Here is a 24,025-nt window from a genome sequence, read left to right as displayed (position 1 = left end):
GCTGAGATAAGGATTTCGTCCTTATCTCAGCTTTTTAATTGCAACGGTACATCGTGACGTGGAAATTAATCTATCTCTGTCATCATATACTTTTATTTCCCAAACATGAGTCGATTTTCCTTGATGAATAATCAATGCTTTAGCATATACATCGCCTGACTTTGCGCTTGATATATGATTAGCATTAATCTCTAGACCTAATGGAATCTCATCTTTACCGATAAGTAACGATGAGCCATATGATGCTGCTGTTTCACAAAGTGCAACAGTTGCTCCTCCATGTAGGTAACCAAATGGTTGACGGACAACATCAGTAATTGGCATTTTCATCACTAATAAATCACCATCAAAACTTACTTGTTCAATCTTAAAATGTGTTATTAAACTTGGTACAGATAATAAATTTGAATCCATGATATCCTCCATGACTTCTTTTTATCTATAATACCATTGCTGCAATAAATCCGAAAATAATGAGCGGTATATTAAACAATAAGAATGTCGGTACACACGTATCCCAAATATGGTTATGCTGACCATCCATGTTAAGCCCTGCTGTTGGACCAAGTGTAGAGTCACTAGCCGGACTACCTGCATCACCAAGTGCACCTGCAGTACCAATAATAGCTATAATCGCCATACTGCTAAGTCCAATAGAATCTCCTAACGGAATAAATAATGCAGCAATGATTGGAATGGTTGCAAACGAAGATCCGATACCAAGTGTCACAATGAGACCAACGATTAACATAAAAATTATTGTTAATACTTTTGAACCATCAGTGAATGCTACCATATCCTGAACTAGACGTTCTACATCTCCAGTAGCGCTCATAAGACTCGCAAAACCATTTGCAGTAAGCATCACCACTCCAATGTAAGCCATAATCTTAATACCATCTGTTAAAGTTTCATCTAACGCTTTCCATTCATATGCAAATGATACAAAGAAAATTAATATCCCTGCTAATGCACCAAAAATCATTGATTCAGTCATAGTCTGCACAATAAATGTACTTAAAATCGCAAGAATTGTAATAAATATGACATATGGTCTAAGCGGTGGTCTATTCTCAGTCGGTGCTAAAGCTACGGTATGATATGTTCTCGGTTTTCTAAATATTATAAAGGCAAGAATGAGTCCTACAATAAATCCCATAGAAGGTATAATCATCGCTTTATATATATCACTAAATTCAATCGCATAGTTTGCTTTATCGAATCCTTTTTTAATAATACCGTGGAAGATGTATCCATAACCGTATGGCATCAATACATATGGAAAGTTTAATCCAAAACAAAGGATTACTGCTAATAATCTTCTATCTATCTTTAACTCATTAAATAAACTAAGTAAAGGTGGTATGATAATCGGAATAAATGCAATATGCACCGGAATAATATTTTGAGACATACAAGAAATAATAATTAAAGAAACAAGTAATATTACTTTAGTGTATATTCTCGTATTTTTTTTATTTTCAACTTTAAGTTTATTTATTATTTTTTCAACAAAATAATCTGTAATACCACTATAAGAAATTAATGCTGCAAAACCTCCGAGTAAAGCATAGCTTAATGCGACTTCACTTCCATCCACTATACCTTCAGTGAATATTTTAATGGTCTTTTCAATTCCCAGCCCTGAAACAAGACCACCTGTTAACGCTCCTATAAAAAGTGATAGCACAACGTTAAGCCTACATAAACTTAATATAACCATCACTAGTACTGCGATTAAAACTGCATTCATAAATAAATAACCCCCAAACACTTTAGTTCGCTAATGTACTACCATGATAAAGGAATTATTTATTTTCGTCAAGCGCTATATGCATTAATTTTATAATATGGGAATAAACATGTTGATTATCAGGATAATTGATTAAATCAACTTCAAGAACATTTGGACTTATAACATTAAGGCCAAATTGTTCAAGGGTAATTAAATCCAGAACATCTTTAGGTTCTATCTGATGCCGAAATTGATACGTAAACTCAAAGTTTTCCTGGATAAGTTTCGAAATGAATTGTAAATTATTATGTTTTATAATTATCTGTCTTTTGTCAATTTGGCTCATACTTCTTATCTGTTCTACTTCATATTCATGATTTTTTAACTGTATACAAGCTGTATTTAAACGATATTGTTTTGCATAGAACAACACATCATATAATATATTAAAGTAATTTTGACGATGTGTTCTGACAGTCTTACCATTGAAAGCAATGCGTTCTTCACTTTCTTGCAGCAATTCACTGTATTGAATATAGATCATACCAACAGAAGATGGTAATAATGCTTTTAGTAATGTTTCAGGAACAGAACTGACATGACCTATAACGATAAATAATGTAGTGGCACTTTTGGGAATATATTCATACATCTTAATATTTTCATCATTGATTAAACATATCGTTCTTTCTGTAACTTCTTCTGGAATTGCTGTTAGCGTATTTACCGCGTCGCTATCATTAATATATATTTTAAATAAGTTAAACAACGCTGCTTGTATCATCATCACTTGTTCATGTGACAAATATTTTGTAAGTAATGCCAGATGAATGTCTACATGAGCAGCTCGTTTTACTAACTCTGAATTTTCAAGATATAAATTTTCAATTACTGTAACGAGATCAATAATCTTCTGCATATTAAAATGCTTTATATTTCCGACCGGTATAAATAAAAATAGAGTATTCTCCGATGAAATAAAGTATGGTAATGCCTTATCCCGTAAAGGATACTGTGCTTCAATAATTGCTTTATGGTTTTCCAGTAACGGTCTTAACTGACTGATTTGTGATGGTAAAAAACACACATAGCTCGTGTCTATGTGTGTCTGTATATGTTTATTTAGCATATGCCCACTCCTTAAAACATTGTATATCCGCTGCGTCTTAAATTTCTAATAACAAAACCCGCAGTGATTGCTCCTATCAAGCCACCTGATAACATAATAATATCCGCAGGTAAAAGGTGGGTTAAGCCTGTCCATAATTTATTAAAAGCGAACTTTGGTTTTAATAAATAATCCGCTGTAGAAATTTTATCGACAATTGCAAATACAACAAAAGGATAAAGAGCCGTCATAATCCAAGTTGATTTCAGTAACATATTTAAAATAAATGCGATACCAAAAAATAAAACAAAAAATAAAAGTGTTGAAATAATCAACTGAATAAGTGCTGTCAAAAGTGCCCCTCCTAAGTAAATAAGTGATAATGTGTATAATTAAAATGTGCTCCAGGAGACTCAGTACTTGTAAGCGTTATTGCTTCGCTTTTTTCCTGTAAAAGATGATGAATCATCGGTGACACAGTTTTGTCCTGAAGAATTGCTTCTGGTGTTCTCCATGCTACAACTTCAATTTCATCATTTGGAAACTGAATAGTAATATCCGTTGTAAGCGGTTTGACAAGAAATAATATCATATTATCAGATATTTCATTATTAATAACACCACTTCTTAGTCCGATTACACCTTGAACTTCTCCTTTAATACCTGTCTCCTCATATAATTCTCTTATTACAGCCTGATCTGCAGTTTCACCATTATCAATAAAACCTGCAGGTGTACTCCACATGCCACGCATACCGCTATATTGTTTCTTAAGTAAGAGCCATTCACCTGCATCATTAATTACTATTGCATTGACCCCTAACCAAACTTTATCTCGTGCCATAATCTTCTCCTTACTTATAAAAAAAGTGAGGTAGGCAATCATTATGCCCCGCTCACTTTTTAAGCATTTAATATTGAGACAATATTAAAATTTACCTTTTTTATATGCAACACCAGCGCCACCAATTTTGAATAAAGCACGTGTATCGATTAATTTTTTCATGAATGCAGCTTTTTTACCAGTAATTTCTTTACCGAATACAACACCAACACCATCATGAGAACCTAAAGAACATACAGTTCCTTTATCATCATAAGCAAATGCTGATAATTTCTCACCATTTAATAATTTTTGGATAGCAGAAGCAGTAAATTCACCTTGTTGCATAGCAATTTGAGCAGTCGTTGGTAAAGGACGCTCTCCGCTCATTACTGCTGAACAGTCACCAATTACAAAGATATCATCATAGCCATCGATACGTAAATCTTCACGTACTACGATACGACCACGTTTAACACCATCAAATGATTCTTCCATTAATTTAGAACCACGAACACCCGCAGCCCAAATAACAGTGTTTGCATATAATTGTTCTTCCTGCTCATTAACTTTAACAACAAAACCATTTTCGTTAGCAGCAACGATAGGTGTAGCGATTTTAAATTCAACACCACGTTTTTCTAAGTAATCCATAACATATTTCACTAAATCTTCAGAGAACATTGGAAGCATTTTCGGTGCCGCTTCAACACATGTTAATTTCACTTTAGATTGATCAATATTGTATTCTTTACATAAAGCAGGTACTTTTTCTACTAATTCCCCTAATAATTCGATACCAGTAAAGCCGGCACCACCAACTAAAATTGCTAAATCTTTTTCATCTTTTTCTGTACTGTTTGCATAGTGTGCAAAACGTTCTTCAATATGCGCAGCAATACGACGCGCAGTATTAATATTTTCAATTTGGAATGCATGTTCTTTCATGCCTGCAATACCAAATGTTTCTGATTCGAAACCTAATGCTACAACTAAAATATCAAACTTGTAAGTACCGTTTGTTGTTTCTACAGTTTTTTCATCTTTATTGATTTTAGTAACTTCGTCAACGACGAAATCTACTTTTGAATGATTTAAAACACTTGCAATAGGATATAAACAATCCTGATATTCACGCGTACCAGCTGAAGCTTCATGTAACCAAGTTGCTTCATAATGATATTCATTTTTGTTGATTAGTGTAATATCACAATCTTGTGTTGAAACTAATTTCTGTAATTTAGTTACAGTTTGTAGACCTGCATATCCTCCACCTAATACAACAACTTTTTTTCTTTCAAATCCCATTTGTATTCACCCATTCTCAATAATTTTTTAATATATCAATCTTTCAACTCATAAAATGTGATTTTTGTCACAAATTTATTTTTGAATATTCCAACTTATATATTAAGACTTTTACACTATAAATACAAGTGTATTGTAAATTTTTAATTAAAGGGGCTTAACAATTTTCTGGTGTACCTGCGACATCTTTTGTTCTAAATGAACTACCACATCCACAAGATGCAATCGCATTTGGATTTTCAATTGCAAATCCTCCACCCATTAATGATTGTTTAAAATCTACAGTCGTTCCATTTAAAATAGGCGCATCTGATTTATCAACTAATACTTTCACACCATAATAATCTAAAACTTCATCATTTTCGTTAGGATTTTCTTCTGCACTCATACCGTATGATAAACCAGTACATCCGCCTCCTTTTACTGAAATTCGTAAGTAACCATTCGGTAAACCATTGCTTTCCATCATTGATTTAACTTCATATGCAGCTGCTTCTGTTAAAATTACAGTACTCATAATCAATTCCTCCTTAAAATAACCATGTTTCTTCGATATGTTTGTAAATATTTTGTTTTAATAATTCTGGTGTGTCACCTGTGACGATATCCCCGTTCACAAGCGCATAAAGACTATCATTACACTGCCCACAATATGTGAGACAACCATAGTCTAACACATCAATATTTGGATCATTAGATAATTCATCAAACACACTTTGACTGCCTTTGGCTAAATTTGAAATACAAAACTCCACAATTGGATTCATTTTCATCTTCCTTAATAATGATAACTTTTACTTATCATTTTATATCAACTTTTATTATCGTTAGTATTATATAATCGCTATAATTTAATGGTAATCTATATTATAATTTAGATTGAGGAAAAACAATAGAACTTTGACTTACGAAGGGGATTAAAACAATGAAAAATTTAGTATTACTTGGTGGGGGCTATGGTAACATGCGTATTATGCAAAGACTCCTGCCGAATACATTACCAGCGGAATACAATATCACATTAATCGATAAGATTCCATTTCATGGTTTAAAGACAGAGTTTTATGCACTAGCTGCCGGAACAGAATCTGATAAAGATGTACGTGTAGAATTTCCACAAGATAAGCGTCTAAATATTGTCTATGGAGAAGTTACTCAAATTGACCTTGAGAAACAAATTGTATCTATCGGTGAAAATCATGTGGATTATGATGAGTTAGTAATAGGTCTTGGCTGTGAAGATAAATATCATAACGTTCCTGGTGCAGAAGAATATACATACAGCATTCAGACAATGACAAAAGCACGTAAAACTTATCAAGCGATAGCTGACTTGCCATCTGGCTCTACAGTGGGGATTGTAGGTGCTGGCTTAAGCGGTATCGAACTTGCTAGTGAATTACGTGAATCAAGAAAAGATTTAAAGATACAACTATTTGACAGAGGTGAAAGAATTTTACCGGCTTTTCCTGAGAAATTAAGTAATTATGTTAAGAAATGGTTCGATAAAAACGATGTAGAAGTTATTCCTAATTCAAACGTCGTTAAAGTTGAACCTGGTACGCTTTATAATAATGACGTTTCCTATTCAGTAGATATTTGTGTATGGACGGCAGGTATACAACCTGTTGAAATTGTACGTAATCTACCTGTTGAAATCGGTGATGGCAATCGTGTTAAATTAAATCAATATCACCAAATCCCGACGCATCCAAATGTCTATGTCGTTGGTGATTGTGCAGCTTTACCACATGCACCAAGTGCTCAACTTGCTGAAGTTCAGGCAGAACAAATCATCGATGTTATGAAAATGATCTGGACAGATAAACCATTACCTGAAGTGATGCCAGAACTAAAATTACAAGGGTTTATGGGATCTTTAGGAGAAAAAGAAGGCTTTGCTTATTTAATGGAGAAAACAGTGACTGGAAGACTCGCACGATTAATGAAATCAGGTGTCTTATGGTTATATAAATATCATAATGGATAAAATAAAACGATTAGGTCATCCTAATCGTTTTATTTTACATAATGTTCTTCTACGAATTTAGTAACCTGTGGTAATTGAATATATCCATCAGCCACTATTTCATCATCCATCGTAATTAACGGATAGAATAACTCATCGTTGTTAATCTGCTCAATGATATTTTCATCATGATCTGTTAAGTTTTCGGATTTATTAATGTCGATATAGTTATAGTTAAATTGTAAATCCGGAAACTTTCGATCTAAATTCGGTTGAACCCAGTCATAAATATCTTTAGATGTCGGTGCATTTACACAACTTGCACATACAACATCAGCGCCGTAAATGATAACATTTATCATTTATAATACATCCCCCTTTAAACTATCGTATTTATATGCTATATTGATTATACTAAAAAAGTTAGAGTAAACCACTACATTTACTCGAAAGGAGTTAAAATGACAACTGAACAACAAACAATGTTTGATGCTGTGAATGAAGTATTAGAGAAATTACGTCCATTCTTATTAAGAGATGGTGGCGATTGTGAATTAGTAGATGTTGAAGATGGAATCGTTAAACTTCGCCTTTTAGGTGCATGTGGTACTTGCCCTTCATCAACAATTACATTAAAAGCTGGTATTGAACGCGCGTTACTTGAAGAAGTACCTGGCGTAGTAGAAGTAGAACAAGTATTTTAATGATAATTTGAACCGAGACTATTGTCTCGGTTTTTTATTTTGACCGTTTTAGCGGTATTTTGACAATAATATTATCAATTCCGCTATATCTTTAATACAAAATAAATGAGATTGATAAATAAATAACTTAAATCAATTTTATGACCTACTACTCATTTAATCTCCACCTATTGTAAACCTATGATATAATTTAGTTAACTAATTATTAGGGGGACTAAAATTGAATTATGCAGAAAGTGTTATTAATGGCTATACGTTAACAAAAGAAGAAGCACTCCAAATACTACAAACACCTGACCATCATTTATTATCATTATTAAATGATGCTTACCAAGTACGTTATCACTATTATCAAAACAAGGTAAAACTTAATATGATCTTAAATGCAAAAAGTGGTCTCTGTGCGGAGGACTGTGGCTATTGTGGTCAATCAATCAAAGTAGATAAAAATGAAACAGGTTGTACACCCTACGCTTTAGTCGATGAGAATAAGATTATTCAAGGGGCAGATAGTGCAGTTAAAAATAAAGTAGGTACTTATTGCATCGTTATGAGTGGACGTAAGCCTACAAACCGTGAAGTAGACCGAGTTACGAACGCTGTTGAAGCGATCAAAGCAAATCATCCACAGCTTAAAATTTGTGCTTGTCTTGGATTAACGAATGATGAGCAGGCAAAAAAATTAAAAGCTGCAGGCGTAGATCGATATAACCATAATCTCAACACGAGTAAACGATATCATGAAGAAGTCGTTTCTACACATACATATGAAGATCGCGTAAATACTGTTGAAATTATGAAAGCTAATAATATCTCACCTTGTTCCGGCGTAATTTGTGGTATGGGGGAAACAGATGAAGATATCGTTGATATGGCATTTGCACTTAAAGCAATTGATGCTGATAGTATCCCGGTAAACTTCTTACATGCAATCAAGGGAACAAAGTTTGAAGATAAAGATGAACTGACTCCAAATAAATGCTTAAAAATTTTATCTTTATTCCGTCTTGTTAATCCAACGAAAGAAATTCGCGTTTCAGGCGGCCGTGAAGTCAACCTTCGTTCTTTACAGCCTCTTGCCTTGTATGCTGCAAACTCTATCTTTGTTGGTGATTATTTAGTAACTGAAGGTCAACCGAACAAAGAAGATTATCAGATCATCGAAGATTTAGGTTTTGAAATTGAATCAAATGCCTTTTTACAGTCTCCCGATAAAATAGAAAATAAAGACAGAAAAATAGAAATTTAATAGTAATATAATCACTAAAAAAGAATGATCCTGATAATGGATCATTCTTTTAATTATTTTTCACTTCACTTACAGGCTTCTTACCTTCAATAATTAACTCAGCATTTTTTATACACAGCTCAATCATCGCATTTCTCGTATCTACTGTTGCACTTCCGATATGCGGAAGCACTGTAATGCGCTTTTCAGATAGAAATGGATGTTCTTTCCCTACAGGTTCGTTATTTAATACATCAATCCCTGCTGCATAAATCTCTTCGTTTTGAATGGCTTCCAGTAAGTCATTTTCAACGACATGCCCACCACGACCAATATTTATAAATATCACACTTGATTTCATCTTTTTAAATGCATCTTTATTAAATATATTTTTTGTTTCATTAGTTAATGGTGCAGTACATATGATAAAGTCACTTGTTTCAAGTAATTCATTAAAAGATACATAATTTGCTCCAAGTGCTTTTGCAGCTTCGCTTTCACTACGGTTATGATATTGAACATGCATGTTTAGTCCGATGCAGCGTTTCGCTAATGCCGTACCGATATTTCCCATACCAAATATTCCGACTGTCTTTTTATACACATCAAGTCCGGCAAGTAAATAAGGAGACCATCCAACCCAGTTACCCTCTTTTACTAATTCATTTGCTTCAATGATGCGTCTTGCTGTTACAAACATTAAAGTAAATGCGAGTTCAGCAGTTGTTTCTGTAAGTACGTCAGGTGTATTACATACCGTTATATCTTTACTACGTGCATAATCGATATCAATATTGTCATAACCAACGGCAAGATTGATCACTGCTTTAAGGTCCGGGTTATTATCGATAAATTCTTTATCAATAGTATCACTTAGCATTGAAATAACAATAGATTTATCTTTTGATGATTCTAGTAATGCTTCTCTTGGCATCGGTTTAATCGTCTCTGGATAAACTTCTACCTCTGCAACAGATTCTAATTGCTCAACATAATGCTTTGGAATACTTCTTGTAATCAATACTTTCATATTATTCCCCTTCATACATGTCGATTACTTCTAATAGGTTCTTAACACTATAAGTTGGTGGTACCGCTTCAGCCATAACCTGTTCATAACTTGATACACCTGTCTGTACATGAAGTGTATCGATATCACTATTAATACCACTCATAATATCTGTCATATATAAGTCACCAATCATAACAAGTTCTGACTTATCCAGGCCAATCATTTCAACAGCTTTATTCATAATTGTAGGCATCGGTTTACCGATAAACTTAGGTTCCACGCCAGTTGAAACAGTAATAACACTTGTTAATGCACCGTTACCAGGTAAGAAACCACGTTCAGTTGGAATCGATGTATCTGGATTAGTAGAAATAAATTTCGCACCATTTCGTACAGCTAAACAAGCGATCGATAATTTTTCATAGTTGATATCTACATCCAGACCGATTACAACATAATCTACATGTTCATCTTCTTTGATCTCTAAACCTTCATCTTCTAAGGCTTGACGAATACCTGTTCCACCAATAACATAGACCGTTGCCCCAGGTTTTTCATCAGCTATATATGATGCTGTAGCCATCGCGCTTGTCACTACGTTATCAGCATGTGCTACAAATCCCATCTTAGAAAGTTTATCTGCTACTTCATCCGGTCTTTTTGATGCGTTATTCGTTACAAATAAATAAGGTAAGTTATTATTCGCTAAATAGGCAATAAATTCTCTAGCACCTTCAATGACTTCTGTTCCGGCATACATCGTGCCATCTAAATCTAATAAGTATCCACTATATTTTTTCATTTTTACTACCTTTCCCAAATGCTGATACAGGACCAAGTTCATTTGCTATAAACGTATCAACATCGTTTTTGAATTTTTGATAGGCATTGATGTTCTCCATAAAAATACGCTTTACTTCTGCATGGTTAATATCAGTATAGTTTCGAACAAACCATTGACGTGTAGGTAATGTCTTACTAATTTCATCTTTAGATATCGAAGAAATCACCTTTTCCATCTCTAAAATATCAATGACATCCTGATAACTACCAGGATCACGCATAACAAATCCATCAATAATCATGTTTCCTACATCAACAACTGCTTCTATAAGCATATGACATACACGTTCTAATGCGAATCCTTCAGAATTTACTACTTCTTTTGATAACTTATCAATATACACGAGTTTTTCTTCTAATTCATCTCTATCTACAAAATACATCTGATCGCCTCCACCACTATTCTATCAAATTTTGAAAAGCAATACACAACATGTATAATAAAATTACTGGAGGAATGCTTAATGATAGATATGTTTTTATACGATGATACTGAAAAGGCAAATATACGATTTGTAAGCTTTGTTGGTGAAAATCGACATGACTTAGCACTGATTCAAACAGATAGACATTATGGCAAAACGATTGTGCTCAATACTCAGTCGAATAAATTCGGTATTATTGGTCGCGATGACCTCGATGAAGAAGGTTATATTGCCCATGTATTTGGCATTAATGACGCTGATGCTATAGAAATTACTGAATTCCTTAACGAAGTGATCCATTAAAAATTCCAGCTTACCGAAGTAAGCTGGAATTTTTTTTATTTAATGAAATTACTAAATGTCTTCATATTCTTTTCTTTTAATGCATGATGACTTTCGTCTGCAATTTCATTGTCGGCAGTCGGTTTTGAATCATCAGCAACTTCATCTACAACGCTATCTTCTATTTCCTCTTCAACTATCACTTCAGTAAGATCATCATGTTCATTTGATTCTATATCTGTTATTAATTCTGGTTGTGTTAATTTCACAACTTCACTTTCAGTTAAACGTTTTAACACGAAATAGGCACATCCAAAATTGCAGTATTCTAGTAAGTAATCCTGAATTGCAGAAAATCTCTTACTAATATCTGCACCTTTTTTCTTATCATCAAAGAATCCTTTTAACCTTAATTGTTCAAATCCGATATCTCCTACGATATATGGATATCGGTCTAAAATTTCTGAGTAACGTCCTTCGAACATTTCCTGATTAAATGCATCTTTATGATTTTCTATAATATGAAAGTAATGTTGATTCACGTTAATAATCATAAGTCACCTACTCGCTTGCAGCTTCACCTAGTCTGTGTTTTTCTTTTGCAGCAGCATTAACTTGTTCATCGGCATGGTAAGAACTACGTACCATCGGTCCAGCCTGACAATGTTTAAATCCTTTTTCCATTGCTATTTTACGCAATTTACCGAACTCTAATGGTGTATAATATTTTTGAACTTTTAGATGCTTACGTGAAGGTTGTAAATATTGACCAATTGTCATAATATCAACATCATTTGCACGTAGATCATCCATAACTTCTAAAATTTCTTCCCAAGTTTCACCTAAGCCAACCATTAAGCTTGATTTTGTAGGAATATCTGGTTGCAATTCTTTTGAACGACGTAATACTTCTAATGAACGATCATATTTCGCACGCGCACGAACTCTTGGCGTTAAACGACGCACTGTTTCAATATTATGATTCAAAATATCAGGACGTGCATTCATTAAACGTTCCCAGTTATCAAAACTTCCACCCATATCTGATGGTAAGACTTCTATTGTTGTATAAGGATTTACTTCACGTACTTTACGAATCGTTTCAGCATATACTTCAGAACCGCCATCTTTTAAGTCATCACGTGCAACTGCAGTAATTACAACGTGTTTAAGATTCATTAGACGAACAGATTCTGCAACACGTTCCGGTTCGTTTAAATCAAGTTCATTGGGTAAACCTGTCTTAACGGCACAGAAACGACATGCACGCGTACAAACTGCCCCTAAAATCATAATCGTAGCTGTACGACGTTCACCCCAACATTCATGAATATTAGGACATTTTGCTTCTTCACAAACTGTATTTAAATTATGCTCACGCATCATTTTCTTCAGGCCAGTGTAATTCTTATTTGTATTTAACTTAATTTTAAGCCATTCGGGTTTTCTTAAGATTTCTTCGTTCTTAGTCGCCAATTCAATCCCTCCAATTAATTATTCTACAATTATAACATAAAGTTATTATTTTGAAATTCTAAGATTTTATTGTTCAAAAATTGTACTCATTATTTTCAATTGCTGTTTGCATTAAATCACGCAAAAATTCAGGCATGAAATATTCTTTTTCATTTTGAACAAACTGTGGGAAGAATCGGCCAAAAGTATACATGTCTAATGTTGCTAATTTGTAATTCTGATGATTATCAATTTCTTCTGTACCAATAAAATATCTTTGCTGTGATTGTATGTATCCGATATTATGTAATACATACATACCAAATAAATCGCCTCTAAAACCAAACCCTTTAACGATCTCATCTTTATATTCATGTTGTTGACTAACATTTATCACTTCTTTTAACTCACGTCCGGTCAAAGTAATTTTTACAGGATTAATCGGATGTGGCAACATTTTATGCAGTTCATATTTTGTAAATTGATTGCCGGTATATCCATTAACGATAAGTCCAGTATTGATTAACGCACATTCTCCACCAGTAAATTGCATTAGTTTATCCGCTAATATGTATGTCGTATATGATGCACTATATAATCTTCTCGGTAAATCAATTTGCCTTTCTGTAATCGGTTCTGATAATAACGTTTTACCTTGTGCATAATAATCATCTTCAGTATTACGTATATCATCTGTGTTAATTAATCTCGCTTTTTTATTCACAAGCTTCTTACCATCAAAAGACAATGTAACTTCCCCTAAGTACTCACCGTATCTTCCTGCAGCTCCGATTAGAACTCCGTTAATTTGCTCACCATGTTCAAAATAATGATGTGTGTGTGCACCGAGAATCAAATCGATTTCCGGATGACTTTCTGCAAGCGTTCTATCAAAGAATTTACCTAAATGACTTAAAACGATAACGACATCGACATTCGGTCGTAAATTTTGAATTTCTTCTGAAATAGCCGTCATCGGATCAGTAACAATCCATCCTAAAGCCTTATAAAAAGGTGTGAATTCCGCCGTAGCACCAACGATACCAAATTTGATACCATTCTTTTCATAAATCACAGATTTATCAATATTGTTAGGTAAATGTCCAGCTTCATCAAATAAATTACAGCATGTCACTTTAAAATTTGCATTCTGATAAAGTCGATTGAAATCCTCAAAATTTAAAGTAATTCCTTCATTATTACCAAGTGTTACGACATCCACCTGCGCTTCGTTTAACAACTGAACATTTGCCTGACCAAGCGTTGCTTCTGTAAATGGATGACTTCTATCAACATGATCACCTAAATCTAAATAAAGCATGTTTTGAGATTCTGACTTTATGTCCAGAATATATCGTGTGATTTTCTTATAGTTTGATAAATAACTATGCATATCATTCGTATGAAATATTTTTATATCCATTCAATTGCCTCCTTATCATCCAGTGAAGCTTTTAATAATTAAATATATTCCTAATAGCATTAATATAATACGTAACATCAGTACAACTGTAGCTGATTTCATGCGCTTATTAATCTGCACACCGATCTTTGCACCAATAAAACTAGCAATAATTAGTATAATTGCATATGGCCATATAATATTTCCTTGTATTATATGACTTGTTGCGCCACTGACACTTGATACAAAAATCATAATCATGCTCGTGCCTACTGCAATATGAGGCGGAAATCTAAAGATAATGATCATCAGAGGTGTCATCAAAGCTCCTCCTCCGATTCCAAAAAGACCTGTTAAACATCCTACCAGAAATGTTAATAAAACAGCTGGTATTGGTGCAATACTATAATGATAAGTATCACCTTTTATATCGGTATATGATTTTTCATATTTTTTATTCTGGAAGAATTTAATCGGTTTTATTTTATCCCTTACCATTAAAACAATACTCATAATAATTAAGAAGATACCGAAATAAAGATTAAAGCGGTGAATCGTTAAATACTGACTTAAATGAGCACCTACTAATGCTCCGGGAATAATACCCACCATAAAAATAACAGCATTTTTAAGATCTGCCTGTTTATTTTTTATATAACCAAGAGATGCTGATAAACCTGTTGAAATTAAAATCACAGTAGATGTTCCAATCGCTTTCTGTGGTGTAATACCATCTATTAATCCAATTTCCATACCTAAATATATTAATGCCGGCACAATAATGATACCACCACCGATACCAACGATTGATCCAATAATACTTGAAAATAAACCTAAAAATATTAAAACAAAAATTGCAGTCATACTCATTTCAACACTTCCTAAAAAAGTTTTAGTTGTTTAAAGTTTAAACCTGTATATTCGATATTTAAAATTTCACACATCCGTTTCGCATTGCCGGCTGCATGGCCACCTGAATTATTATTAAATACAACATATACATTTCTGGCTTTCTGATTGAGAATTTGAAGCTCTTTCGCTAAAAATTTTAATTCAGTTTCGTTATAATCATAAAGATAGCGTACATCTCGCCATTCCTGGTCAGACAAATCTTTTTTCGTCCATCCGCCAACATTTCTTCCGTGAAAGCGAACAAGCGCATCCTCATGTGTGATACGATTTACGAATGGTATACTGCCATGACCCGCTTGTGGTTCATCACATACAGAATGGATTAATTGATGTTCATATAGAAAATTAAGTGTATGTTCTTTCATGTCAGTTGTAAACCAGCTATCATTTCTAAATTCAATACAAATAGGAAATTGTTTAAAATGGTTTTTCAAGTAAATAATATAATTGATATTTACTGTAGTACAATCATACCAAGGTGGAAACTGAATGAGTAAACATCCAAGCTTTCCAGCGTCATATATAGGTTGAAGCATTGTTTTAAATTGTTCAATGAGCTCCATTCTCGATGCAGCAAAATCTTCTACTGCAGCATGTCCTGTGAGTGCTTGATGAATTTTAACGATAAATTTAAAATTATCCGGTGTTTCTTTTATCCATTTTTGAATATTACGTTCAGGTTGAACAGAATAATACGTAGCGTCCAGTTCAACTATCGGAAAATGCGCACCATAATGATAAAGCTTTTCATTTTTATTTGTGAGATCTGCATATAATGTATCATGATCTCCCCAACCAGTAAGTCCTATATATATCATTTCATCACCTAACTGTTATTTTATCATAAACTTATCAAAATATAGATTGGAGAACTTATGACTACCATTACCCTTAATGATGTAAATTTTTCTGTTAATGATAAACATATTATAAAAAATGTATCGACAAATTTTCATTCCGGTAAGATCACCGCTTTAATCGGTCCCAGTGGTGCCGGCAAAACGACTATTTTAAAAATGATCAACGGATTAATCAGTCCAACTTCTGGTGATATATTAATTGATGATCAATCTATTCAATCACTTGATTTAGTTGAGCTGAAAAAACAAATTGGATTAGCACTTCAAAGTGCACCAATGATACAAGGCACAGTATACGATAATATCAATCTACCTAAAACGCTTTTTAATCAGAAGTTACCCGTTGAAGCAGCATCGAAACTGCTCGACCAGCTAAATTTAGATACAATTGACCTCAATACAAATGTAAAAAGTCTTTCAGGAGGACAGCGTCAACGTCTTTCTATCGCACGAACATTAGTTAACCAGCCTAAAGTCTTATTACTCGATGAAATTACATCGAGCTTAGATCCACGAAGTGTACGTGAAGTAGAAGCATTGATTCACAAAATCAATGAAAGATATAACGTCACGGTTATCTGGATAACGCATGACGTTGATCAGGCGAAACGGGCTGCAGACTACTACTGCATGCTTAAAGATGGTGAAGTTGTTACTACAGGTGAAGCAAGTCAATTATTTGAATCCAATAATGGAACCTTGAATGCTTTTCTGAAAGGAGAAATAGAATGACATTAACACAACTGGCATTAACACTTATATTCGTACTGATACCATTAGTCTTAAGTTATACATTGAAACTCGGGCTTGAAAAAGATATTATCATCGCAACGATTAGAAGTACAATTCAGCTTATTTTCATCGGTTATTTACTAACTTTCGTTTTTGATGGCAATCACCCAATCTACATCCTGCTGATGATATTATTAATGATTACAGCCGCAACGCAAAATATTATAAAAAAAGGAAAAGGAATAAAAGGTATCACCTGGAAGATCGTGCTGACGTTAATCACAGTAGAAGTAGTAACGCAAACCATTCTACTAGGCTTTCATATCATACCATTTGAAGCGCGTTATGTAATACCGATTAGCGGAATGATGATTGGTAATGCAATGGTATTATCGCTACTATTTCTCAATCGTTTCTTAAGTGAACTTGATCAAAATGAAGAACAAATCGAATTAATTCTCTCACTTGGAGGAAATCCAAAACAAGCCATTCATAGAGTGCTTATGGCATCTATAAAAAATTCAATGATACCGACAATCGAAAGCCAAAAGACAATGGGGCTCGTGCAACTTCCCGGAATGATGAGCGGACAAATTATCGGTGGGGCAGATCCTATCGTTGCTGCACAATTCCAATTACTTATTCTGTTCTTATTATTGACAGCAGCAACACTTTCAAGTGTGATGGTCGGATTTTTAAGTTATCCGACTTTATTTAACGACAAACAGCAGTTCATTGGTAAATATTACAACACAGAAAAAAATGCCTAAGACATAGCGTCTTAGGCATTTATTTATATTTTAACCGATAGAACCTTCCATTTCAAATTTAATTAAACGGTTCATTTCAACTGCGTATTCCATTGGTAATTCTTTTGTAAATGGCTCAATGAAGCCCATTACGATCATTTCTGTCGCTTCTTCTTCTGATATACCACGGCTCATTAAGTAGAATAACTGTTCTTCTGATACTTTAGAAACTTTCGCTTCATGCTCTAAAGAAATATTATCATTTAACATTTCGTTATATGGAATAGTATCTGAAGTTGATTCATTGTCCATGATTAATGTATCACATTCAATGTTTGAACGCGCACCAGTCGCTTTACGTCCGAAATGAACGATACCACGGTAAACTACTTTACCGCCTTGTTTAGAGATCGATTTAGAGACGATAGTTGAAGAAGTGTTTGGTGCCATGTGCATCATTTTCGCACCAGCATCCTGAACTTGTCCTTTACCTGCTAAGGCGATAGATAATGTCATACCACGTGCACCTTCACCTAATAAGTAACATGCAGGGTATTTCATTGTTAATTTAGAACCGATGTTACCATCAATCCATTCCATCGTTCCATTTTCATAAACGAATGTACGTTTTGTAACTAAGTTGAATACATTATTTGCCCAGTTTTGAATTGTCGTATAACGGCAATATGCATCTTTTTTAACGATGATTTCTACTACAGCTGAGTGTAAAGAATTCGTCGTATAAACTGGAGCTGTACATCCTTCAACGTAGTGTACACTTGCGCCTTCGTCAACGATGATTAATGTTCTTTCAAATTGTCCCATATTCTCAGAGTTAATACGGAAGTACGCTTGTAACGGTGTTTCTAATTTTACACCTTTTGGTACATAGATGAACGATCCACCTGACCAAACTGCAGAGTTTAATGCAGCAAATTTATTATCTGCCGGTGGAATTACTGAAGCAAAATGCTCTTTAAAGATATCTTCATTTTCACGTAATGCAGAATCTGTATCTTTAAAGATAATGCCTTGTTCTTCTAAATCTTCCTGCATATTATGGTATACAACTTCAGATTCATATTGTGCTGATACTCCAGCTAAATATTTTTGTTCCGCTTCAGGGATACCTAATTTATCAAATGTTTGTTTAATCTCTTCAGGAACTTCGTCCCAAGAACGTTCTGTATGTTCAGATGGTTTTACATAGTACGTAATTTCATCGAAGTTTAATTCTGATAAATCCCCACCCCACATCGGCATAGGCATTTTATAGAATTGTTTTAAAGATTTTAAGCGGAAATCTAACATCCACTGTGGCTCTTCCTTCATCTTTGAAATTTCTCTTACGATATCTTCAGTTAGTCCACGTTCTGAACGGAAAATAGAAACGTCTTTATCATGGAAACCATATTTGTAATCACCAACATCGGGTGCTTGTTTAACCATTTCATTCACTCCTTTTAGTTTTCATTCTTTGTGCCACGTTCTAATGCTTTCCAGGCAAGTGTCGCACATTTAATACGCGCCGGAAACTTAGCTACACCAGAAAGTGCTTCAATATCTCCAGCTTCTTCATCTATTTCATAATCTTCACCAAGCATCATCTTAGAGAATTCATCACTCATCTTTAATGCTTCTTCTATTGTCTTACCTTTTATTGCTTCAGTCATCATTGATGCGCTAGACATTGAGATAGAACAACCTTCACCATCAAACTTTGCATCCTGCACAATATCATCAACAATATCAAGTGTAAGACGAATTCTATCTCCACATGTTGGATTGTTCATATCTATTGTTAAGGCACCATCTTCGATAACACCTTTGTTACGAGGATTCTTATAATGATCCATTATGACAGAACGATAAAGTTGATCTAAATTATTAAAACTCATAACTGAAAAACTCCTTTGTTTCTTTCAAGCTTTGAACAAGTTGATCTACTTCTTCTTTTGTGTTGTAGATGTAGAAACTTGCACGTGCTGTAGAGGACTGTCCCAACCATTTCATTAAAGGTTGTGCACAATGATGCCCTGCACGAATCGCAATACCGTGTGAATCTAATGCAGTTGCTAAATCATGCGGATGTACACCTTCTAAATTAAAAGTAATTAATCCTGCACGTTTATCTACAGTTGGACCGTAAATTTCTAAACCTTCAATTTCACTCATCTTTTCATAAGCATATGCCGTAAGCTCATGTTCGTATGCTAGCACATTGTCCATGCCAATGTTACTTAAATAATTAATAGCTTCAGCTAAACCTACTGCTTCAGCGATAAGCGGTGTACCCGCTTCAAATTTAGTCGGTAATTCTGTCCATGTAGAGTCCTGTAAGCCTACAAAGTCAATCATATCTCCACCAAATTCAATCGGTTCCATTTGATTTAAATATTCTCTTTTACCATATAAAACTCCGATTCCTGTTGGACCAAGCATCTTGTGTCCACTGAACGCATAGAAGTCACAATTTAAATCAGTCACATCAACATTCATATGAGGTATTGCCTGCGCACCATCAACTACCATCACAGCACCATTTTCATGTGCAATTTCAGCGATGCTTTTCACATCATTGATTATGCCTAGAACGTTAGAAACATGTGCCATTGCAACAATTTTTGTCTTGCTTGTAACTGTTGCACGTACATTTTCCAACGTAACCGTGCCATCTGATTCAAGTGGAATATATTTAAGCACTGCTTTCTTACGTTTCGCAAGTTGTTGCCACGGAACTAAATTTGCATGATGTTCCATCTCAGTAATGACAATTTCGTCACCTTCACTAACCGCAATATCACCATAACTGTGTGCTACAGTATTAATTGCTGTTGTCGTACCGCGTGTGAATATAATCTCTTCAAAATATTTCGCGTTGATAAAATTGCGTACTGTTTCGCGTGCATTTTCATACCCATCCGTAGCACGCGTACCTAAAGTATGTACACCACGGTGTACATTCGCATTCATATGCTCATAATAATATTTTGTTTTCTCTATTACACTTGAAGGTTTCTGACTAGTCGCTGATGAATCTAAATAAATGATATCTTTTCCGTTTACTTGTTCAGTTAGAATCGGAAAATCTTTTCTGATTGCTTCAACATTTAAGCTGGTCATTTTGTATCAAGACCTTTCAAAACTGTATTTTATAATTTACCCATTACTTTTTCTTCAATAACGTCTGTTAATTGACGTTTTACTGCTTCAATTGGTAATTCAGTTACTACTGGAGCTAAGAAACCATGAATGACTAAACGTTCTGCTTCCTGTTTAGAAATACCGCGACTCATTAAATAGAATAATTGCATCGGATCCACACGGCCTACAGAAGCTGCATGTCCTGCTGTAACATCATCTTCATCGATTAATAATATCGGGTTAGCGTCTCCACGTGCTTTCTCTGATAACATTAATACACGTGATTCTTGTTGTGCGTCTGCTTTTGTACCACCATGTTTAATGTGGCCGATTCCATTAAAGATTGAAGATGCTGAATCTTTCATTACACCGTGTTTTAAGATATGACCTTCACTAGATTTACCATATTGTATGATTTGAGTTGTAAAGTTTAATTTTTGTTCTCCACGACCTACTACAACAATCTTTAAATTACTCTTAGAATTGTCACCATTTAAGTAAGTCGTATTATCATTGATTGTATCTCCATCATTCATCAAACCTAAAGCCCAGTCAATCGTTGCATCTTTTGCAGCCATACCACGACGAATCACATGTCCTGTAAATCCTTTGTTTAAGAAGTCAACGGCACCGTAAGTGATCTTAGCATTATCTTTTGCGATAACTTCAGAAACTAAATTTAACTGTGCATCTTTTGTTTCTACAGTTGATAAATAGTTCTCAACATATGTTACTTCAGCACTTTCTTCAGCAACAATGATTAAATGGTTGATGATATTTACATCTGCATTATCATGTAATACTACATATTGAACTGGATTTTCAACAACTACATTACGTGGAACGTATACGAATAGTCCACCATTCATCATAGCAGCATGCAATGCAGTCAGGCGGTGTTCATCTACTTTTACAGCTTCAGTCATATAGTATTGTTTTACTAAATCACTGTTTTCAATTAATGCAGTTTCAATATCTTTTACGATTACACCTTGATCAATTAAAGACTGTTCAACTTTTACTAATGCAGGTGTATTGTTATGTTGCACAATAAGGTTTTCTACATTCTCCATATCCAATAAATTTTTAACCGCTTCAGGTAAAGCATCAGTTGAAGCATAGACATCACTTTTGATTGCTTTATGGTGAACATCAAAGACCCATTTATCAAGTTTTGTTTTATCTGGTTTTGGCATTTCAATTGTATTTAATTTATTAAAAGCGTCAGCACGTAATTCTGCCATCCAAGTTGGCTCATTGCGTGATGCTGAGAAATTTTTAATCATATCGTTTGTTACATCGATTGTACTCATCACATTTTCCTCCTATTTAATTATCAGGTATTACGCGTTAATTGTTTCATCTTGAATGTTAAGCTCTTGTTTAATCCAGTCATAACCTTCAGCTTCAAGACGTTTCGCTAACTCTTCTCCACCTGATTTAACAACTTTACCTTGCATCATAACATGTACGAAGTCAGGCGTAATGTAGTTTAATAAACGTTGGTAATGCGTGATAATTAAGCAACCGAAGTTTTCTCCGCGCATTTCGTTAATTCCTTTAGATACAACTTTTAATGCATCGATATCTAAACCTGAATCGATTTCATCTAAGATTGCAAATTTAGGTTCTAGCATCATTAATTGAAGAATTTCGTTACGTTTTTTCTCCCCACCAGAGAATCCTTCGTTTAAGTAACGCTGTGCCATATCTAAATCCATTTCTAAAAATTCCATATTTTTGTCTAATTTCTTGATGAACTGCATTAAATTGATTTCATTACCTTCTTCACGTTTAGCATTAATTGCTGAGCGTAAGAAGTCTGCATTCGTAACACCAGAAATTTCTGATGGATATTGCATCGCTAAGAAAAGACCAGCTTGTGCGCGTTCATCAACTTCCATTTCTAATACATTCTCGCCATCAAGTAAAACTTCACCTTGCGTAACTTCATATTTAGGATGACCCATAATTGCTGCTGATAAAGTTGATTTACCAGTACCATTAGGCCCCATGATTGCATGAACTTCATTTTGTTTAATCGTTAAATTTACACCTTTTAAAATTTCTTTCCCTTCAATTGAAACGTGTAAATCTTTAATTTCTAAAACTGATACCATATTGAATTCCCTCCGATATATATAATAATTTCATCTTATCTAGTTTATAATAATTTTAATCTGAGGTCAAAGACCTATGACTTAAATCACAGTACTTATTATAACCTAAATAAGGTATTAGTTAAATTAATCGGGCTAAATATTTTTAATCAGTGAGAAAATATGTCTTTTGATTGAAAATAAAGAAACATGAATACAACCTTAATCTTCAATATAGTTTAAAAATCTCTTTCAAACTAACTCTTCATTCTATATCATCTTCACATTAATAAAAAAAAGAGATTAAGACAAATGTCTTAATCTCAAATGTCTTAATCTCTTTTTTTTACTATTTTGCTGGAATTACTTTTCCATCATATTTTTTATTAATGAAATCCTGGATTTCTTTTGATTGTAATACTTTAACTAATGCTTTGATCTTAGCATCATCTTTATGTCCTTCTTGCACTGCAATTAAATTTGCGTATGGAGAATCTTCACCTTCAATTGCAATTGAATCTTTAACTGGATTTAATTTATTTGCTAAAGCAAAGTTAGAGTTGATGATTGTTGCATCACCTTCACCATTGTTATAAGTTTTAGGAACAAACTCTGCTGCTTGTTTGTTGTTGAATTGAATATCTTTTTTATTTTCAACGATGTCTTTAAATGTCGCTTTTACAGGATCTACTCCGTCTTTAAGTTTAATTAAACCTGCTTTTGTAAAGAATGATAAGAAGCGTCCTTCTTCAGCCGGGTTATTAGATACATACACTGTTGCACCTTTTTTTAATTCATCTAAGTTTTTCACTTTTTTTGAATATACCGCCATTGGTTCAACGTGGACATTACCTGCTGATTCAATTTTGTATCCTTTAGCTTTTTTCTCAGTTTCTAAATACGGTGTATGCTGGAAGTAGTTCGCATCGATGTCCCCTTCTGATAACATACGGTTTGGTGTTGTATAGTCATTGATGATTTTAATTTTTAAATCATAACCTTCTTTTTTAAGTGCTGCTTTTGCTTCTTCTAAAATTTCTGCATGTGGTGCGGGTGAAGCCCCTACTGTGATCGTTTTGTCATCTGACTTTGAAGTTTTGTTGTCGTCAGATTTATCATTACCACAAGCTGCAAGAATTAATATTAATGATGCAGTAAGAAATACGTAAAATAATTTTTTCATTTTTAACGCTCCTCTTTTTTGTATTATTTTTATAAAAATCCATTATGGATAA

General features: G+C 33.9%; 28 protein-coding genes and 1 pseudogene. 6 read left to right on the top strand and 23 right to left on the bottom strand.

Translation table 11 applies throughout. From position 1 onward, the window contains the following. Positions 1-21 precede the first annotated feature (21 nt). From BHU61_RS01805 to BHU61_RS01770, 8 genes are all read right to left on the bottom strand, one after another. On the bottom strand, positions 22-414 hold the full coding sequence (locus BHU61_RS01805; RefSeq protein WP_111714347.1) for a PaaI family thioesterase: 393 nt from the start codon (positions 412-414) through the stop codon (positions 22-24). Between the two features lie 25 nt (positions 415-439). Beyond that, positions 440-1,753 (bottom strand): Na+/H+ antiporter family protein, encoded by a 1,314-nt coding sequence (locus tag BHU61_RS01800; protein ID WP_111714346.1) that lies wholly within the window; start codon positions 1,751-1,753, stop codon positions 440-442. 55 nt (positions 1,754-1,808) lie between these two features. Beyond that, on the bottom strand, positions 1,809-2,864 hold the full coding sequence (locus BHU61_RS01795; protein ID WP_111714345.1) for a hypothetical protein: 1,056 nt from the start codon (positions 2,862-2,864) through the stop codon (positions 1,809-1,811). An 11-nt stretch (positions 2,865-2,875) separates the two neighbouring features. Then, the gene (locus tag BHU61_RS01790; protein ID WP_099580438.1) at positions 2,876-3,196 is read right to left on the bottom strand and encodes a YuiB family protein; all 321 of its coding nucleotides are present in this window, start codon (positions 3,194-3,196) and stop codon (positions 2,876-2,878) included. Between the two features lie 11 nt (positions 3,197-3,207). Next, positions 3,208-3,687 (bottom strand): NUDIX domain-containing protein, encoded by a 480-nt coding sequence (locus BHU61_RS01785; RefSeq protein WP_379883784.1) that lies wholly within the window; start codon positions 3,685-3,687, stop codon positions 3,208-3,210. A gap of 84 nt (positions 3,688-3,771) precedes the next feature. Further along, complete coding sequence (locus tag BHU61_RS01780; RefSeq protein WP_111714344.1) at positions 3,772-4,974, bottom strand: NAD(P)/FAD-dependent oxidoreductase; 1,203 nt, start codon at positions 4,972-4,974, stop codon at positions 3,772-3,774. A 157-nt stretch (positions 4,975-5,131) separates the two neighbouring features. Continuing rightward, positions 5,132-5,491 (bottom strand): HesB/IscA family protein, encoded by a 360-nt coding sequence (locus BHU61_RS01775; protein WP_111714343.1) that lies wholly within the window; start codon positions 5,489-5,491, stop codon positions 5,132-5,134. Between the two features lie 13 nt (positions 5,492-5,504). Next, the gene (locus BHU61_RS01770) at positions 5,505-5,741 is read right to left on the bottom strand and encodes a YuzB family protein (protein ID WP_099580433.1); all 237 of its coding nucleotides are present in this window, start codon (positions 5,739-5,741) and stop codon (positions 5,505-5,507) included. Positions 5,742-5,899: 158 nt separating this feature from the next. On the opposite strand from BHU61_RS01770, the gene BHU61_RS01765 reads away from it, so the two are divergent. Continuing rightward, positions 5,900-6,964: an NAD(P)/FAD-dependent oxidoreductase gene (locus BHU61_RS01765; RefSeq protein ID WP_111714342.1), complete on the top strand. Its 1,065-nt coding sequence runs from the start codon at positions 5,900-5,902 to the stop codon at positions 6,962-6,964. Between the two features lie 29 nt (positions 6,965-6,993). On the opposite strand, the gene BHU61_RS01760 is transcribed toward BHU61_RS01765, so the two are convergent. After that, the gene (locus BHU61_RS01760) at positions 6,994-7,305 is read right to left on the bottom strand and encodes a YuzD family protein (RefSeq protein ID WP_096077041.1); all 312 of its coding nucleotides are present in this window, start codon (positions 7,303-7,305) and stop codon (positions 6,994-6,996) included. Between the two features lie 24 nt (positions 7,306-7,329). On the opposite strand from BHU61_RS01760, the gene BHU61_RS01755 reads away from it, so the two are divergent. Then, positions 7,330-7,647, top strand: a complete 318-nt coding sequence (locus BHU61_RS01755; protein WP_372486722.1) for a NifU family protein — start codon at positions 7,330-7,332, stop codon at positions 7,645-7,647. Positions 7,648-7,867: 220 nt separating this feature from the next. Continuing rightward, positions 7,868-8,896, top strand: coding sequence for a biotin synthase BioB (gene bioB / locus BHU61_RS01750; protein ID WP_111714341.1), 1,029 nt, complete (start codon positions 7,868-7,870; stop codon positions 8,894-8,896). Between the two features lie 49 nt (positions 8,897-8,945). On the opposite strand, the gene BHU61_RS01745 is transcribed toward bioB, so the two are convergent. From BHU61_RS01745 to BHU61_RS01735, 3 genes are read right to left on the bottom strand one after another with little or no spacing between them, the layout of a single operon-like run. Continuing rightward, complete coding sequence (locus BHU61_RS01745) at positions 8,946-9,905, bottom strand: 2-hydroxyacid dehydrogenase (protein ID WP_111714340.1); 960 nt, start codon at positions 9,903-9,905, stop codon at positions 8,946-8,948. Position 9,906: 1 nt separating this feature from the next. Beyond that, entirely contained in the window at positions 9,907-10,689 is a 783-nt protein-coding gene (locus BHU61_RS01740) for a TIGR01457 family HAD-type hydrolase (RefSeq protein WP_111714339.1), read from the bottom strand. Then, the gene (locus tag BHU61_RS01735; RefSeq protein ID WP_099580425.1) at positions 10,676-11,113 is read right to left on the bottom strand and encodes a DUF86 domain-containing protein; all 438 of its coding nucleotides are present in this window, start codon (positions 11,111-11,113) and stop codon (positions 10,676-10,678) included. The genes BHU61_RS01740 and BHU61_RS01735 overlap by 14 nt, the downstream gene beginning before the upstream one ends. Before the next feature lie 81 nt (positions 11,114-11,194). Here BHU61_RS01735 and BHU61_RS01730 point away from each other — a divergent pair, with 81 nt between their 5' ends. After that, positions 11,195-11,458 carry a DUF3055 domain-containing protein gene (locus BHU61_RS01730; RefSeq protein ID WP_111714338.1) on the top strand — a complete coding sequence of 88 codons (264 nt, stop codon included), beginning with the start codon at positions 11,195-11,197 and terminating at the stop codon, positions 11,456-11,458. A gap of 152 nt (positions 11,459-11,610) precedes the next feature. Here the strand turns inward: BHU61_RS01730 and BHU61_RS01725 are convergent. The 5 genes and pseudogenes from BHU61_RS01725 to BHU61_RS01705 form a co-directional block, all read right to left on the bottom strand. Then, positions 11,611-11,988, bottom strand: a pseudogene (locus BHU61_RS01725) (YutD family protein); the annotation flags it as partial. Positions 11,989-11,998: 10 nt separating this feature from the next. After that, positions 11,999-12,913: a lipoyl synthase gene (gene lipA, locus BHU61_RS01720; protein WP_096077047.1), complete on the bottom strand. Its 915-nt coding sequence runs from the start codon at positions 12,911-12,913 to the stop codon at positions 11,999-12,001. A 73-nt stretch (positions 12,914-12,986) separates the two neighbouring features. After that, positions 12,987-14,315 carry a bifunctional metallophosphatase/5'-nucleotidase gene (locus BHU61_RS01715; RefSeq protein ID WP_111714337.1) on the bottom strand — a complete coding sequence of 443 codons (1,329 nt, stop codon included), beginning with the start codon at positions 14,313-14,315 and terminating at the stop codon, positions 12,987-12,989. 15 nt (positions 14,316-14,330) lie between these two features. Next, positions 14,331-15,164 carry a sulfite exporter TauE/SafE family protein gene (locus BHU61_RS01710; RefSeq protein WP_111714336.1) on the bottom strand — a complete coding sequence of 278 codons (834 nt, stop codon included), beginning with the start codon at positions 15,162-15,164 and terminating at the stop codon, positions 14,331-14,333. Between the two features lie 11 nt (positions 15,165-15,175). Beyond that, positions 15,176-16,024: a DUF72 domain-containing protein gene (locus BHU61_RS01705; protein ID WP_111714335.1), complete on the bottom strand. Its 849-nt coding sequence runs from the start codon at positions 16,022-16,024 to the stop codon at positions 15,176-15,178. 57 nt (positions 16,025-16,081) lie between these two features. Between BHU61_RS01705 and BHU61_RS01700 the strand changes: the two genes are divergently transcribed. Both BHU61_RS01700 and BHU61_RS01695 read left to right on the top strand, forming a co-directional pair. Beyond that, positions 16,082-16,798, top strand: coding sequence for an ABC transporter ATP-binding protein (locus BHU61_RS01700; protein WP_111714334.1), 717 nt, complete (start codon positions 16,082-16,084; stop codon positions 16,796-16,798). After that, a complete protein-coding gene (locus BHU61_RS01695) occupies positions 16,795-17,568 on the top strand; it encodes an ABC transporter permease (protein WP_111714333.1) in 774 nt (257 codons plus the stop codon). The genes BHU61_RS01700 and BHU61_RS01695 overlap by 4 nt, the downstream gene beginning before the upstream one ends. 30 nt (positions 17,569-17,598) lie before the next feature. Here BHU61_RS01695 and sufB read toward each other — a convergent pair whose 3' ends face one another. The 6 genes from sufB to BHU61_RS01665 form a co-directional block, all read right to left on the bottom strand. Continuing rightward, positions 17,599-18,996 carry a Fe-S cluster assembly protein SufB gene (gene sufB, locus BHU61_RS01690; protein ID WP_111714332.1) on the bottom strand — a complete coding sequence of 466 codons (1,398 nt, stop codon included), beginning with the start codon at positions 18,994-18,996 and terminating at the stop codon, positions 17,599-17,601. 14 nt (positions 18,997-19,010) lie between these two features. Continuing rightward, a complete protein-coding gene (gene sufU / locus BHU61_RS01685) occupies positions 19,011-19,445 on the bottom strand; it encodes a Fe-S cluster assembly sulfur transfer protein SufU (protein WP_111714331.1) in 435 nt (144 codons plus the stop codon). After that, the gene (locus BHU61_RS01680; protein WP_111714330.1) at positions 19,435-20,670 is read right to left on the bottom strand and encodes a cysteine desulfurase; all 1,236 of its coding nucleotides are present in this window, start codon (positions 20,668-20,670) and stop codon (positions 19,435-19,437) included. Before BHU61_RS01680 ends, sufU begins: the two co-directional genes overlap by 11 nt. A 29-nt stretch (positions 20,671-20,699) precedes the next feature. Then, on the bottom strand, positions 20,700-22,004 hold the full coding sequence (gene sufD / locus BHU61_RS01675; RefSeq protein ID WP_111714329.1) for a Fe-S cluster assembly protein SufD: 1,305 nt from the start codon (positions 22,002-22,004) through the stop codon (positions 20,700-20,702). Positions 22,005-22,034: 30 nt separating this feature from the next. Continuing rightward, complete coding sequence (sufC, locus tag BHU61_RS01670; RefSeq protein ID WP_096077056.1) at positions 22,035-22,811, bottom strand: Fe-S cluster assembly ATPase SufC; 777 nt, start codon at positions 22,809-22,811, stop codon at positions 22,035-22,037. 328 nt (positions 22,812-23,139) lie between these two features. Further along, positions 23,140-23,973, bottom strand: coding sequence for a MetQ/NlpA family ABC transporter substrate-binding protein (locus BHU61_RS01665; RefSeq protein ID WP_111714328.1), 834 nt, complete (start codon positions 23,971-23,973; stop codon positions 23,140-23,142). Positions 23,974-24,025 lie beyond the last annotated feature (52 nt).

This window comes from Macrococcus epidermidis, assembly GCF_003259695.1.
Classification (GTDB): domain Bacteria; phylum Bacillota; class Bacilli; order Staphylococcales; family Staphylococcaceae; genus Macrococcoides; species Macrococcoides epidermidis.
Note: the sequence above shows the minus strand (reverse complement) of the source record. Positions and strands in the feature narration are given on the sequence as shown.

Bases quoted from the DNA above. Each gene is read 5' to 3' on its own strand.
- BHU61_RS01805 (WP_111714347.1), bottom strand. From the start codon at position 414: ATGGATTCAAATTTATTATCTGTACCAAGTTTAATAACACATTTTAAG.
- BHU61_RS01800 (WP_111714346.1), bottom strand. From the start codon at position 1,753: ATGAATGCAGTTTTAATCGCAGTACTAGTGATGGTTATATTAAGTTTA.
- BHU61_RS01795 (WP_111714345.1), bottom strand. From the start codon at position 2,864: ATGCTAAATAAACATATACAGACACACATAGACACGAGCTATGTGTGT.
- BHU61_RS01785 (WP_379883784.1), bottom strand. From the start codon at position 3,687: ATGGCACGAGATAAAGTTTGGTTAGGGGTCAATGCAATAGTAATTAAT.
- BHU61_RS01780 (WP_111714344.1), bottom strand. From the start codon at position 4,974: ATGGGATTTGAAAGAAAAAAAGTTGTTGTATTAGGTGGAGGATATGCA.
- BHU61_RS01775 (WP_111714343.1), bottom strand. From the start codon at position 5,491: ATGAGTACTGTAATTTTAACAGAAGCAGCTGCATATGAAGTTAAATCA.
- BHU61_RS01770 (WP_099580433.1), bottom strand. From the start codon at position 5,741: ATGAATCCAATTGTGGAGTTTTGTATTTCAAATTTAGCCAAAGGCAGT.
- BHU61_RS01765 (WP_111714342.1), top strand. From the start codon at position 5,900: ATGAAAAATTTAGTATTACTTGGTGGGGGCTATGGTAACATGCGTATT.
- BHU61_RS01760 (WP_096077041.1), bottom strand. From the start codon at position 7,305: ATGATAAATGTTATCATTTACGGCGCTGATGTTGTATGTGCAAGTTGT.
- BHU61_RS01745 (WP_111714340.1), bottom strand. From the start codon at position 9,905: ATGAAAGTATTGATTACAAGAAGTATTCCAAAGCATTATGTTGAGCAA.
- BHU61_RS01740 (WP_111714339.1), bottom strand. From the start codon at position 10,689: ATGAAAAAATATAGTGGATACTTATTAGATTTAGATGGCACGATGTAT.
- BHU61_RS01735 (WP_099580425.1), bottom strand. From the start codon at position 11,113: ATGTATTTTGTAGATAGAGATGAATTAGAAGAAAAACTCGTGTATATT.
- BHU61_RS01730 (WP_111714338.1), top strand. From the start codon at position 11,195: ATGATAGATATGTTTTTATACGATGATACTGAAAAGGCAAATATACGA.
- BHU61_RS01715 (WP_111714337.1), bottom strand. From the start codon at position 14,315: ATGGATATAAAAATATTTCATACGAATGATATGCATAGTTATTTATCA.
- BHU61_RS01710 (WP_111714336.1), bottom strand. From the start codon at position 15,164: ATGAGTATGACTGCAATTTTTGTTTTAATATTTTTAGGTTTATTTTCA.
- BHU61_RS01705 (WP_111714335.1), bottom strand. From the start codon at position 16,024: ATGATATATATAGGACTTACTGGTTGGGGAGATCATGATACATTATAT.
- BHU61_RS01700 (WP_111714334.1), top strand. From the start codon at position 16,082: ATGACTACCATTACCCTTAATGATGTAAATTTTTCTGTTAATGATAAA.
- BHU61_RS01695 (WP_111714333.1), top strand. From the start codon at position 16,795: ATGACATTAACACAACTGGCATTAACACTTATATTCGTACTGATACCA.
- sufB (WP_111714332.1), bottom strand. From the start codon at position 18,996: ATGGTTAAACAAGCACCCGATGTTGGTGATTACAAATATGGTTTCCAT.
- sufU (WP_111714331.1), bottom strand. From the start codon at position 19,445: ATGAGTTTTAATAATTTAGATCAACTTTATCGTTCTGTCATAATGGAT.
- BHU61_RS01680 (WP_111714330.1), bottom strand. From the start codon at position 20,670: ATGACCAGCTTAAATGTTGAAGCAATCAGAAAAGATTTTCCGATTCTA.
- sufD (WP_111714329.1), bottom strand. From the start codon at position 22,004: ATGAGTACAATCGATGTAACAAACGATATGATTAAAAATTTCTCAGCA.
- sufC (WP_096077056.1), bottom strand. From the start codon at position 22,811: ATGGTATCAGTTTTAGAAATTAAAGATTTACACGTTTCAATTGAAGGG.
- BHU61_RS01665 (WP_111714328.1), bottom strand. From the start codon at position 23,973: ATGAAAAAATTATTTTACGTATTTCTTACTGCATCATTAATATTAATT.